Raw genomic sequence first — 13,877 nt, 5'->3', positions numbered from 1 at the left:
CGGAAGTTAATGACCTATCCTACAATTTAGCTCTTTAAATCGTTAAACATGCTAAATGTATAAAAAAGCATTCGTCTCTTAATCAACGAATGCTTTTATTACAAGCAATATCCACCAATCTATTCTTTTACTCCGCCACCTCAACATACACACCAACAATCTCAAAGGTATCAGCATACTCACTTATCGTATAAGTATCTAAATTCCATGATTTCCCTGGTTTTAAATCGTATATGGATTGAATTTGACTGTCTACAATGGATCCTTTTTTATCATAAAACTGTATATCTACACTAATATATCGATATTCCTTATCTGATGAATTTTTAATGATACCACGTACTGTTGTTTCATAATCACCCTTGTTAATCTCCATTTCAGTGAATTCCAATTTATACGATTCCTGTGCTTCTTCTATCGGTAAGGCATCTGTTAGTGCCTCATCATACACTTCTACAACATGAAATTGTGGTCCGACAAAATAACCTGTAAGCACGGCAATCCCAATGAATAGGAGAAAGCGCAGAAGTCCGAACTTCTTTTTTTGAGGTACTCCATTTTTCTTCAGTTTGTCATAAAAATCAATCTGAAAAGTTAAATCTCGTTTAAAGGAGTCTGCATCATCCGGCGGCAAATCAGAAATTTCAATTTTCGTTCCAGCAAAAAATAACTCCATTGACACATAATGGTTTACTTGTTTCATATAAATATATTCTAATTTCTCATAAGCAACTTCCAACACTTTGGATTGATTAATTTCATTATGGTAAATAAATAATGCGCGATCATCTGTTAACAAAAATAAACCTTTGTAACGATCAATACCACCTGTTGTGATATTAAGTATCGTTTCGTCTTCATATAAAACATTCTGTAATTCATCTACTTCACGATATGAAAGAAATTCATTTGCTTTGGAAAATTCTCTAATCTCTTCTCTTATGTAGTCTATATTTTTCAAGTAAGTGATCCTCCCTTTCCCTACACTAGCACTCTAGAATTATTTTAGCTAAAGGTTTACCTGCCGTGCATAAGTCAAATATCATGAATTATGTTTTTAAAAATCTTTCAGATCTTTTCATTTAGTAATATATATGTATTTAGACCTATAAAAATATAACCTTTAGCAAAATAGCCAAATAAAAAAGAAGTCTAATTCTATGATTAAACTTCTTTTTTATGAATATATTGCAGCTCCTACAACTCCTGACATAATAATGACTAAAGCAGGGTGAATACGAAGCTTTATTAAAGAGAAAAGTGATAAGGCAAAAATAAGTAATAAACTAACAGAGTGCCAAGAGATTGAACCAACTAAGTTGTTGCTTATAGCGAATTTAATGGCAGCATAGCCAATTAAACCTGTAATAATTGGACGTAAGCCATAAAAAGCAGATTCAACATGCTTATTTTTACTTATTTTATAGAAGAATGTCGCAATGATGATAACAAGTAGCAGCGACGGAATAACCATGCCTAACCCGGCAGCGATGGCACCTGTGATTCCTTGAACCTGATATCCTACAAAAATAGCACTGTTTGTTGCGATTGGTCCTGGTGACATCCCTGCAATTGCAATAACATCTGTAAACTGTTGAGTCGTCATCCAGCCCTTATTCATAACCTCCAGCTCGATGACAGGGATCATGGCATATCCTCCACCAAACGAAACAAAACCAATTAATAAAAATGTCCAGAATAGTTCTAACAGTATCATCTTAAATTCCATCCCCCATAAACCATTCTAGTTGCTGTGTTTTAGGTGAGTTCTTTTCTTTTTTCCCATCTACGGAATAACCTAACTTTCGTTTTATGTTAACAAGAACGATACCAAGGATAATACCTGAAAAAATAATTAAAACCGGATGTAAATGAAGGAAAAACAGAACAGCCATTGAACCAAATGAAATAACAAAAGTAGTTTTATCAATGATTGCCGTTTTACCGATCATATAACCTGCATATACGATTAAAGCAACAATAGAAGCGCGAATTGCCTGAAATGCCGCTTCTATTTTCGGATTATTTTGAACTTGTAAAAATACAATACTTAGTATGACGACAATTAGAAAGGTTGGTAAAAACACCCCCAGCAATGCGGCAATTGCACCTTTTATTCCTCCTATTCGATACCCAATAAATGTTGATGAATTTATAGCAATTGCACCCGGAATCGATTCCGCGATTGCAAATACATCTGCAACATCTTCATGACTGACCCATTTCTTCTTATCTACAACTTCTCTTTCGATAAGTGGGATCATGGCATAACCACCGCCAAAGGTGACCGGACCAATTTTTAAGAACGTCCAAAAGAGCTGAAATAACTTTTTTGTTTCATCCTTCATATTTTTCTCCTTTCAAGTTTCTATTACTATTTTTTAAAAAAATTTTTAATTGGAATATTAATCTATATATTTATATGTTTTGTTCTTATCTCTACGATACCATGCTTTTACGAGCAGGCATATTGCAACAAATGCATAGCATATAACGGATTGTTATAGTTAAGTCAATTTTCTTAATCCACCTACCTGAGGTATTATAGAATTAACAAATATATTATCTAATTGGGAAGAGGAGGGAGTTTTCTTGAACATAGAAAACCTTAAGATGTTTTGTTTAGTAGTTGATGAAGGTAGTATTAGTCAAGCAGCCAGACTAAGCTATGTTTCACAACCTGCTGTTACAAGACAAATTCGCCAATTGGAGAACTTCTATGGCACCTTACTATTTGATCGGACTGAAGGCAAATTAACTGTCACCACAACCGGAAAAATGCTTTATCCATTTGCCAAAGCGATAGTAGACGATTTTAACCGTTCGAAAGAAGTGATTCTACAGGCAACAGGAGAATACAATTCAAGCCTCAGAGTTGGGGCATCATTAACAATTGGTGAGTATTTATTGCCAAGCTTGCTTGGTCGTTTTAAAAAACAAACACCTGATATAAAAGTATCATTAACAATAAGAAATACCCCAAGTGTATTAGAAGATTTGTCGAATGACGTCATCGATATTGCATTAGTAGAAGGAATTGTGGAGGATAAAAGTTTTATTGTAGAGAAATTTGCTGATGATGAATTAATTCTCGTTTTCCCAACAGACCATCCTTGGAAGGAAAGGTCAGAAATTAATATAGAGGAATTAGCTCACGAACGAATGATTTGGCGTGAGTCACTTTCAGGCACTCGACTCATTGTTGAAAACGCATTAAACGAACACGGGATTTTAAATAAAATAGAAAGTTATATGGAAATCGGAAGTACACAAGCAATTAAGAGTGCTGTTGAGGCAGGACTTGGAATTAGTATTTTACCAAGATTAACGGTTACAAGGGAATTGGAGCAAGGTGTTCTACAAGAAATGAAGATTGAAGGTGTACATATTAATCGCAGATTATGGCTAGTTAAAAAGCCGCAGAGATTCAATAGAGATGGAGTTACAAAGTTTGTTCAGTTTATTCAGGACAAGCACTACTAGAAAGATCATGTTTAATTTTAACGAAACAATTAAGCTTAATTCCTCAGAAAAAAGGAATTGAGCTTTCTTTATTTAAAAAATCTAATTACCCCTTCTAAACTAATGAATTATCGTACCAATAACACCAGCACACAAAATCACGATCACCGGGTGAACTCGGAAATATAATAGAGATATTAAAGAGATACCGAAAATGAACAAGAGACTTACCATATCCCATGAAATTGAGGTTGAGATCACACCATTTGAAAGAGCTAACTTAATCGCCGCATACATAATAAGACTTGTCACTATTGGGCGCAAACCATAAAAAGCAGATTTCACAAGTTTATTCGAATGGAATTTATAGAAAAATAAAGCAATGACTAAAATGAGAATTAACGATGGCAAACTCATTGCAATAGAGGAGATAATTGCACCTGGTATTCCAGCAACCTTATACCCTACAATCGTTGCACTATTAGAAGCAATTGATCCCGGAGTCATTCCTGCCAAGGCAACTGCATCTGTAAAATCAGTTGTCGTGATCCATCCCTTACCCGTAACCTCCCTTTCTATCACGGGAAGCATTGCATATCCGCCACCAAATGATACAGTCCCAATCATAAAAAACAGAATAAATAATTGTAACAGCATACTACTACCTCCTACATTCCTGCCTGTTGCTTTAACGATTCTTCTTTATGCTCAATCTCTTCATCTTCATTTTTTTCAAACTTTACTAGAATACCTAAATTTTTTTTAATTCTAACAATGATAATCCCTAAAAATGCTCCTAAAAAAATAACGAAAATTGGATGCAAGTGAAACATCAACATTGCCACTATCATGGTAACTGCCAAAGTAAATGTCGCCTTATCCAAAATCGATGTCCTTGCTATTTTTATCCCGGCATATACAATTAAAGCGACAGTTGCAGCTCGAATACCAAAAAACGCTGATTCCACATATGGATTATTCTGAAAGGTTGAAAGTACTCCACAAAGCACAAGCACGATCATAAAGGTTGGAAGTAAAGTTCCTAATGTCGCAGCAACCGCTCCCCTTATGCCGGCAATTCGGTGTCCGATAAAGGTAGCAGCATTTACTGCTATTGCTCCAGGAATTGTCCCTGCAATAGCAAAAACATCTGTTAAGTCCTCACTTTTGACCCAATGTTTTTTATGAACAACTTCTTTTTCTATTAAAGGAATCATTGCATAACCGCCACCAAATGTTACAGGTCCTATTTTGAAAAAAGACCAAAAAAGTTGAAAAACTTTTTCCCATTCTCCCTTCATAAATATCCCTCCTTCCTCATTATTTAACAAAGTGAATTATTTACTTTCTTAATTTCAATTGATCTACTATTACGATATCACGAAGGATGAACATGGTAAATTGCAACAAATGCATAGGTTATAACAGAAGGTTATACGTAATTAAACACACCTGAGAAGTTGAAGATGAATAACAAAAAAGTAACCCTACGAAAACAGATACTGATGCGACCTTTTGAGTCACCCTTTTTTGCAATGGTATTAAGCGTGATTGTTCAATATTTCCCGGAAATCAAACATGGATTGACTCATATAACTTGAGTCAATCCACTTTAAATTAGTTCACAACTGTATTTTTTTGGACATCATTTAATTGTTGAATCATTTCTTGCAACTTCTCTTCTGTTAAGTTTCCATCGCTAAAATTAGATAAAGCTCGTAACGGCATATATTTCATCATTGCTTCCATCATATCTGAGAATTCACCTTCCTCCTCAGTTGCAGCAGCGAATGGGCTTCCTTCCTGCGCTTTCCCTAACAGTTCTTTAGCTAGTGGAGCGACTTTTGGATTTGCAAGTAAATCACCTACTGTTGTATTACGATGAACTAGCAACGGAATTTCTGTAGTCGATTCAACTGTCACTTTTTCTGTTAGGACAATTTCTTTTGAGCTTTTCCCTACTAATAATTCGAATTCTCCACTTTCTACATGCCAATCTTTTAATTCTGTATTATAGTAAGCAAATGAACGTTTATCTAGAGTGAAGGTAACTTCTTTAACTTCACCAGGTTGAAGTTCAACTTTTTCAAAACCTTTTAACTCCTTCTGAGGTCTGCTTACACTGCTTGCCACGTCTTTCACATACAGCTGAACAACTTCTTTTCCTGTAAAAGCTCCTGTATTTTTCACATCGACAGTCACACTAAGTGTTTCTGTATCATTTATTTTATTGGCACTTACACGCAAATTGCTATATTCAAACGTTGTATAGCTTAAGCCATAGCCAAACGGGAATAATGGTTCCACATTTTTTGTATCATAATAACGATAGCCGACGAAAATTCCTTCGCGGTACTCTACTTTGTCTCCTTCACCCGGGAAGAACAAGTAAGAAGGATTGTCGCTTAATTGTTGAGGGAATGTTTCTGCAAGTTTTCCGCTTGGATTTGCATTACCGAATAAAATATCTGCAATGGCACCTCCAAGAGCTTGACCCCCAAGATAGCCTTCAAGTAATCCTTTTACTTTGCCTAACCAAGGCATTTCAATCGGTGCTCCATTACTTAGTACAACAACAATATTCGAGTTCACTTCAGCAATTGCATCAAGTAGACGCTGTTGATTTTCAGGGATGTGTAAGTGTACACGATCATATCCTTCAGATTCATAACGATCAGGTAAACCGGCAAACAAGATAACAGTATCGGCTTGTGAAGCTACTTCCTTCGCTTCTTCAATTAATCCTTCATCGATTGCATCTTTATCACGATAGTATCCTTGAGCATATGAAACATTTGCGTTTGAACCAGCAGACTTTTCGATTTCCTCTACAATATTTTCAAGCTTTGTCGGTTTAATATGAGAGCTTCCCCCACCTTGATATCTTGGTGCCTTTGCAAATTCACCAATTACTGCAAAACTTCCTTCTTTTTTAAGCGGAAGGATGTTTCCTTCATTTTTTAATAACACCATGCTTTCTCTCGCTGTTTCTCTTGCTAGCTGATGATGTGCTTCTTGATCATATGTTGCATTTTCTTTCTTTTCTTCAACAGCTTTAAAAATAATACGTAAAATACGTTCAACTGCCGCATCCAGCTTTTCTTCAGTTAATGTACCATTTTGAACCGATTCGATAACCTTATTCTCACCGATTCCTTTTGAAGCAGGCATTTCAAGTTCAAGACCATTTGCAAGAGCTACGTCACGTTCATTTACAGCTCCCCAGTCAGAAACAACAAACCCTTCAAAGCCCCATTCTTCTTTTAAGATGTCGGTTAATAGATAGTTGTTTTCAGAAGCAAATTCTCCATTTACTTTATTGTAAGAACACATAACGGTCCATGGCTGTGATTGTTTTACTGCTCCTTCAAAACTAGCTAGATAAATTTCACGGAATGTTCTTTCATCAACAATAGCATCTGTTGACATTCTGCGATGCTCCTGGTTATTCGCTGCAAAATGCTTTAACGATGTTCCAACACCTTGGCTTTGTACACCTTTAATATGATTAGCTGCCATTTCAGATGAAAGATATGGATCTTCTGAGAAATATTCAAAGTTACGGCCACATAAAGGAGAACGTTTAATATTCGCACCAGGTCCAAGAAGTACTGCAACGTCCTCTGCCTGGCATTCCTCCCCTAAAGCCACTCCTACTTTTTGAATTAAATTGCGATCCCATGAGCTTGCCATTCCTGCTGCAGATGGAAAACAAGTAGCAGGTACGCTATCAAATAACCCTAAGTGGTCTGCGCCCATTTTTTGTTTACGTAATCCGTGTGGACCGTCTGTAACCATGATAGATGGGATGCCTAGTCTTTCAATCCCTTTTAAATTCCAAAAGTCCTTTCCAGAACAAAGACCTGCTTTTTCTTCTAATGTCATTTGTGAAATAAGTGCTTTCATATCTTTTGTCATCTTAATCCCTCCATGAGTAATCCATATTAGAAAACGCTTTCTACAAAACTATAAGGTTATTATATACAACGTTCCCATCACTCTTTGGTAATATATTAATTTTTTTAGCTGTTTTTTAATATTTTTTACACTTTATGATATGATTTAGGAAATTAGGGTTTGAAGGAGACTGTTATGAAATTTCAAGATTTACAGTTTATTTGCAAAATGATATATGAGTCATTTAGCATTCCTGTTATTTACATAGATGAACATGGTAAATTGGAGTTTATTTTTACTTCTTCCGCTTTTGAAAATTCAATTCACACATCTCAACGAGAAATGTTGAAACAATTTTTTTCACATCATGATCACGATCCATTTCCACTTTTGGTCAAATCGGAATACTATGAGCATTACTTTATGATTCAAGTGAGAAAACATGACGAATACAAAGGAACAATTATTGTTGGTCCTACTCTTCCTCCTGACCTTACAAATGATAGAATAGTTGCACTTGTTAATGATATGAATTTGCAAAAGGATTTAAGAAAGAAACTCATCCATTATTATGAATTACTTCCTCGAATGTCCACTATGAAATTCATTAATATTAGTATGCAACTGTACTATATGCTCTATCAAAAAACACTTGATCCTGCAGATATCATTTTAAAAAATATTGAAATGGGAGATCACCTATTACAAATTGAGGATCCTCATGTGACCATTTCACAACAACGTGAAAATGTGTCGTTTCATCATGATTTTATGTACGAGAAAAGGCTATTTCAATATATTCGTGAAGGTAGGAAGGATGAATTTTTAAAAGTATACAAACTTAGTCCTGAAAAAGGAGAGGTAGGAGTATTATCGAAGAAAAGTCAGTTACGTAATAGTAAAAACCTCGCCATTACTGCCATTACTCTAGCTACACGTGCGGCAATGGATGGTGGACTACATTATGAGATTGCCTATACACTTAGCGACTTGTATATTCAAAACCTGGAAGAATTACAAGATTTAAAATCAGTTGATGCTTTTATGGAACAAGCCTTAAGTGATTTTGCTGATCGAGTACGTAAACATAAACAACAAAAGTACTCTAAACCGATTAATATGTGTTTAAATTATATTTACACAAATTTGTATGAAGATTTAACCCTTACAAGACTGGCTAACCTTGTAGAAATGCACCCTAATTATTTATCAGCTCTTTTTAAAAAAGAAGTGGGAATTTCTATTGCTGAATATATCCATCGAACAAAAATAGATGAGGCGAAGTCGTTGTTAACATTTACAAACTATTCATTATTGAAGATTTCTACGATTTTAAATTTTCATGATCAGAGCTATTTTACAAAGGTGTTTAAAAAATATGTGGGGGTTACGCCGAAGAAGTATAAAAATTCTACAATCAATACTTAAATTACAAATTATGAATAAAACAGCTCAATTCCTTATTTAGAAGAAATTGAGCTTTGTTTTAATTAATCCTATTATAGTTATTTAATTGTAAAAGCTATTTAAACAAACTCCTTTGGATGACGTTTTTCTAGCTCAGGTACAGCATAACCTCTGCCTGACTCAATTAGCCACTTAGTATAATTCTTTAATGCCCCTTTTGCATGGTATGGTCCACCTTCTATCATAACCGTTCTCATTGGATCAATATCCGAAGAACTAGTTGCCATCATTTCATCATGCCATTCATTTAGATAATAAACCGCATCTTTACAAACATCAGGTCTTTCACTAGCGATATTATGTTGTTCATGAGGATCTTCTATAAGGTTAAACAACATTTCTTTATCAAACAGGTGATATCCATCATGGTATGTCCGTACATATAACCAGTCGTCAAATCGTACACTTCTCTGACAAACATGTGCACATTGGGAGACAACTAAGAACTCTCTACCATTCTTCTTCCCATTTTTAATGGTATTTGCAAAACTTTTCCCATCCCAATTAGGTGCAGGATCCTTATCAACCATCTCAGCAATAGTTGGTAACAGATCAAGATGATAGTGTAATTCATTGTCTACTTGACCTTTTTGATACCCAGGCCAACGAATAATCATTGGGATATTGCATGTTCCTTGGTCAGCCGTACCATGTTCTCCATATATCCCTAGTTCTCCCATATTTTCACCATGATCAGCTGAGATGATAATAATGACTTCTTCCATAACTCCTTGCTTTTCTAAAAGCTCAAAAATCATACCTATCTGATTATCCATATGCCGAACACCACAATCATAACCGTCAATCATTTTTCGCATCTCATCCATGTCTCTAATTTCACCTGGATATCGTGGATACTCAGGCTTTGTTTGATTATTGAACATGTTTATTTCATTTACGCTATGCGGACCTACTTTTTGCTTATGGTTTTCAAGCACTTCTTCGGTTAACCACGATGGTAAAGACTCATTATTAAATGGATTTCCAAAATCCTCAGGTGCTCGATAAGGTGTATGTGGATCCCAATAGTTTACATAAAGCATCCAATTGTCTTTATGACCGTTTTGCTCAAGCCAATTTAATACGACTGGAGTTACCTCCTCACCAGATTCCATCCCACTTTTTCCGGTATTATGCATCTCATTGAACCCTGCATAGAATGTCCATGCAGAATGACGCTCAGCAAATGGACTAATAAGTGTCGTTTTCATTCCTAAAGATCTAAATAAAGCAGGAAAACTCTGTGTAGCAAGAGTGTCCTTAAATTGTCTATCTACTCCTTCATGACGTACATCAGCAGCTGTTCCCCCGTGACCTACAACTCCGGAATGTATACCTAACTTTCCTGTCATAAGGGCTGTACGTGACGGTAAACATGGAGCGTCAGAAGTATAATAGTTTGTAAATCTTATTCCTTCATTTGCAATTCTATCAATATTTGGTGAAGTATTACGATGGTATCCATAACATCCTAAATGACTTGGTGTTGTTGAGTCTAAATCTAAAAATAGTACTCTCATAAAATTGGTCTCTCCCTTATATTTAATCTTACCCTTTAACAGCTCCTGCAATTCCATCAACAAAATATCGTTGTAAGAATAAGAAAATAATAATAATTGGTATTAATGCGATCGTTCCACCAGCAGCTATTCCTGTCCAGTCAACAATATTTTCTCCACGCAACGTATATAATCCAACAGCTAATGTGCTGAGCTCAGGTGTGCTAAGAGTTAGTACTAAAGGTAAAAGAAATGAATTCCATGTCCAAACAAATTGCATAATGATAACGCTACCAATTATCGGTTTCGATAAAGGCATTATGACGTGAATGAATGTTTGAAAGAAGTTGCATCCATCGATTATTGATGCTTCCTCTAATTCTTTTGGCACAGCTCTAAAGAAACTAGCAAAAAGTAATACAAACAACACGTGACCACCACCAGATTCTGCAAGGATGATCCCGAGAAGTGAATTCATTAGTCCCATTTCTTTTATCAATTGAAAGATTGGAATAATTGAAAATTCTAAAGGGAAAAATATACTTGCTCCAAGAATAGCCATAAATATTTTTTTACCAGGGAATGAATATCTACCAAGTGCGTAACCACATGTCGCTGTTATAAATAACACAATTACAATAACCGCTACAGTTATTATGACTGAATTAATAAAATACCGATCAAAATTTCCTGCATCCCATGCACGTGTAAAATTTGATAAATTAAACGTTTCAGGAATTAAACTTAACCCTTTCGAGAAGAATTCCGAATCACTTTTGAAAGACGCTGAAACCATCCACAAAAAGGGATATATCCATATAAATAAAACAGCAATTAATGTAGTATGAGTAACGATTTTACTTAATTTGCTCAATTATTCCATCCCCTTTGCATTTTGTTTAAATGGACGTTTTATGATTGCTTGAGCAATGCCAATGAACACAATCGTTAAAGTAAAGAAAATCGCAGCTGCAGATGCGTAACCTAATCTTGGGAGACCCATTTCACTCGAAAATGCATAACGGTATATATAGGTTGATACAACATCCGTTGCAAAAAATGGTCCTCCGTCAGTCATTGTCTTGATTAAATCAAATACTTTTAAAGAACCTGCTACATTCAATAAAAGTATTACAACACCAATTGGAATAAGTTGTGGGAGCGTAATATAAAAGAATGTTTTTACATGTCCCGCACCATCTACTTTTGCTGCCTCATACAGTTCTTTAGGTATGCTTTGAAGTCCTGCTAACCAATAGATCATGTTCATTCCAAGATTCTTCCATACATAGATTAGAATAACAGTTGTCATCGCCATTTTCGCATCACTTAACCAGTTAACTGGTTGATCTATTAAATTTAGTTTCATTAAAGCATAATTCACAGCACCATCTGAACCCCAAATATAAACCATAATAATCCCAACAATTGAGGCAGTTGTAACAACAGGAATAAAGAAAAGAGTACGATATGCACTTGCAAATCGGAGCTTAGGATTATTTAAGATAAGTGCAATGAACAATGCAAGAATAAGTAGTAATGGTACTGCACCTACCATGAAAACAAAACTATTTTTATATGCATTCCAAAAGTGAGGGTCTTTTATGACCTCTTTAAAATTCTCAAGGCCTACGAAAGCTACATTCGAACTTAATCCTGACCAGTCTAACGTCGCATAGTACCAGTTAACAATAATTGGCCAACCTTGGAAAAGTGCATAAAAAATTAGATTTGGCAAAATAAAAAGCCAGCACCACAAGTTCGTTTTTCTAGATAGTGATCCCTTTCGAACTTTTTTAACTGTTTTGGTAGAAAGTACTGTATCTGTATTGTTCATCTTATCCCTTCTTTCTTTACAAATTAAAGGCGAGTATATCTTCTAATAAACCCGCCTTTAATTGAATTTATTTTAGTTCTGCATAATCCTCTTCAGTGTAATTTTCCAATGGATCCCAATTAGGAAATTCAAAATCTGATTTTTCCACTTCTATTCCTTTTTCACTTGCTGTCGTAAGTGCATTGTTCCAAGCTGTTCCTAATTGTTCTGAGTACCTACTTAACTCACCTTCAAAATCTGATACAGCACCAGCTACCACTCCACCAAGAATTTCACCAACATTTGGACTCACATCTTTAAACTCAGCAAATACCGCTGATGTATTTGGGTTTTTGACACTTGGATTAGGAATTACACGTCCAAACTCTTGAGATATATCATAATACTGTTGTAATTGCTCAACTTTGATATATTCTTCATTAATTCCTTTTACAATCGAGAATGCTCCACCCTTCTTTACTTGTTCCTGTTGAAAATAGTCTCCACCATAAAATTCCTTGAGATATAACGCTGCTTCTTCTTGATGTTCTGATGTAGCTGATAAGCCCATCCATGCTGAATTACTTAAAATTGGTAATGAACCTTTTTTTCCCGAATCAGGAACTGGAGGTGCCATAACTCCATACTCTAGATCAGGATTTTCTTTGTTCCAAACACCAATGCACCAAGCTCCTTGCACAATAAATCCTGCTTGTCCTTGTCCAAATAACGCTCTCGCCTCTGGCGCAGAAATGTTCATCGTCTTCGGATGGAAACTCCCATCTTCCTTAATATCATTAAAAAGGTTAAATATATTTAGAACAGGTTCACTATCATACGTTGTCTCATTTGTTGCTAGACTAATAGGTGAATTTGCGTTTATTCCACTTCCGTCTAGTGATGACCAGTCTCTTACAGTCTCCATCCAGCGATTACTTTGTTTTCCACCTTCAATGATTCCGTAATATTTTCCTTTACCAGCTTCTGTTATTTTCTTTGCAGCTTCTCTATATTCTGAATAAGTTTTAGGTGGTTGCTCAGGATCTAAGCCTGCCTCTTTAAATAACTTTTTGTTATAGAAGATTAGACTGCTAGGTACATAGGCTGTTTCTGGGATTGAATAAACCTCACCATCAACCATGGTAATTCCATTTTGGAATGTACCTTCTACAAAAATATTTTTAAATTCATCGTCAATATATGGTTCAAGCGATTGATACCAACCATCTTTTACCAATGTTGAAAGCTTCATTCCTGATGGAACAGGAAACAAATCCGGTGCCTCTCCAGAGTTTACAGCTGTTAAAATAGTATTTTTATATTGATCAATTGTAAGTTGTGTATATTCCACTTTGATATCGGGATATTTTTCCATGAACTGTTTATGGAATTCCTCACGGATATCTTTCGTACTGTCACTCCAATCCATCACACGTAAAACAACTTTGCCATCCTTTTCTCCGTCATTTCCACCTGTTTCTTCACTTGATGACGTACAAGCAGTTAGAGAAAAAACGAATAAAACACACAATAGCAATATCAACCACTTTTTTTTCATCGTGTAATTTCTCCCCTTTGATTTTTTCTCACAAGGTATGTAAGCGCTTAAACACCTTGTTGTTGCTAATTATAGTTGTCTTCATGACTAATGGTCCATGTACGATATTATGATTTCATGTACATTTTTTCAGAATATTTAGTGTTTTACTTCACTTCCATTTAAAACGAAAAAGAAT

The 13,877-nt window shown here is 35.3% G+C and carries 12 protein-coding genes; 2 read left to right on the top strand and 10 right to left on the bottom strand.

Translation table 11 applies throughout. The features are described 5' to 3' along the window. Nucleotides 1–127: 127 nt before the first annotated feature. From HWV59_RS08410 to HWV59_RS08400, 3 genes are all read right to left on the bottom strand, one after another. Entirely contained in the window at nucleotides 128–961 is an 834-nt protein-coding gene (locus HWV59_RS08410; RefSeq protein WP_175638601.1) for an FxLYD domain-containing protein, read from the bottom strand. Nucleotides 962–1,177: 216 nt separating this feature from the next. Beyond that, entirely contained in the window at nucleotides 1,178–1,717 is a 540-nt protein-coding gene (locus HWV59_RS08405; RefSeq protein WP_102230253.1) for a chromate transporter, read from the bottom strand. 1 nt (nucleotide 1,718) lies between these two features. Continuing rightward, entirely contained in the window at nucleotides 1,719–2,348 is a 630-nt protein-coding gene (locus tag HWV59_RS08400; protein ID WP_175638600.1) for a chromate transporter, read from the bottom strand. Nucleotides 2,349–2,592: 244 nt separating this feature from the next. On the opposite strand from HWV59_RS08400, the gene HWV59_RS08395 reads away from it, so the two are divergent. Next, on the top strand, nucleotides 2,593–3,483 hold the full coding sequence (locus HWV59_RS08395; RefSeq protein ID WP_102230175.1) for a LysR family transcriptional regulator: 891 nt from the start codon (nucleotides 2,593–2,595) through the stop codon (nucleotides 3,481–3,483). Nucleotides 3,484–3,582: 99 nt separating this feature from the next. Here the strand turns inward: HWV59_RS08395 and HWV59_RS08390 are convergent, their stop codons facing one another. The 3 genes from HWV59_RS08390 to HWV59_RS08380 form a co-directional block, all read right to left on the bottom strand. Then, a complete protein-coding gene (locus HWV59_RS08390; RefSeq protein WP_175638599.1) occupies nucleotides 3,583–4,119 on the bottom strand; it encodes a chromate transporter in 537 nt (178 codons plus the stop codon). An 11-nt stretch (nucleotides 4,120–4,130) separates the two neighbouring features. Further along, nucleotides 4,131–4,763 carry a chromate transporter gene (locus HWV59_RS08385; protein ID WP_175638598.1) on the bottom strand — a complete coding sequence of 211 codons (633 nt, stop codon included), beginning with the start codon at nucleotides 4,761–4,763 and terminating at the stop codon, nucleotides 4,131–4,133. A gap of 316 nt (nucleotides 4,764–5,079) precedes the next feature. Continuing rightward, nucleotides 5,080–7,380, bottom strand: coding sequence for a glycoside hydrolase family 3 C-terminal domain-containing protein (locus tag HWV59_RS08380; protein WP_175638597.1), 2,301 nt, complete (start codon nucleotides 7,378–7,380; stop codon nucleotides 5,080–5,082). Nucleotides 7,381–7,554: 174 nt separating this feature from the next. Here HWV59_RS08380 and HWV59_RS08375 point away from each other — a divergent pair, with 174 nt between their 5' ends. Next, the gene (locus tag HWV59_RS08375) at nucleotides 7,555–8,787 is read left to right on the top strand and encodes a helix-turn-helix domain-containing protein (RefSeq protein ID WP_175638596.1); all 1,233 of its coding nucleotides are present in this window, start codon (nucleotides 7,555–7,557) and stop codon (nucleotides 8,785–8,787) included. A 98-nt stretch (nucleotides 8,788–8,885) separates the two neighbouring features. Here the strand turns inward: HWV59_RS08375 and HWV59_RS08370 are convergent, their stop codons facing one another. The 4 genes from HWV59_RS08370 to HWV59_RS08355 form a co-directional block, all read right to left on the bottom strand. Continuing rightward, complete coding sequence (locus tag HWV59_RS08370; RefSeq protein ID WP_175638595.1) at nucleotides 8,886–10,346, bottom strand: sulfatase family protein; 1,461 nt, start codon at nucleotides 10,344–10,346, stop codon at nucleotides 8,886–8,888. 28 nt (nucleotides 10,347–10,374) lie between these two features. Further along, nucleotides 10,375–11,199, bottom strand: coding sequence for a carbohydrate ABC transporter permease (locus HWV59_RS08365; RefSeq protein ID WP_235991694.1), 825 nt, complete (start codon nucleotides 11,197–11,199; stop codon nucleotides 10,375–10,377). Further along, nucleotides 11,200–12,162 carry a carbohydrate ABC transporter permease gene (locus HWV59_RS08360; protein WP_175638594.1) on the bottom strand — a complete coding sequence of 321 codons (963 nt, stop codon included), beginning with the start codon at nucleotides 12,160–12,162 and terminating at the stop codon, nucleotides 11,200–11,202. A gap of 67 nt (nucleotides 12,163–12,229) precedes the next feature. Next, entirely contained in the window at nucleotides 12,230–13,699 is a 1,470-nt protein-coding gene (locus tag HWV59_RS08355; RefSeq protein ID WP_175638593.1) for an ABC transporter substrate-binding protein, read from the bottom strand. Nucleotides 13,700–13,877 lie beyond the last annotated feature (178 nt).

This window comes from Metabacillus schmidteae (genome assembly GCF_903166545.1).
In the GTDB taxonomy this organism is placed as follows: Bacteria; Bacillota; Bacilli; order Bacillales; family Bacillaceae; genus Metabacillus; species Metabacillus schmidteae.
This window is presented reverse-complemented; position numbering and strand designations above follow the sequence as displayed.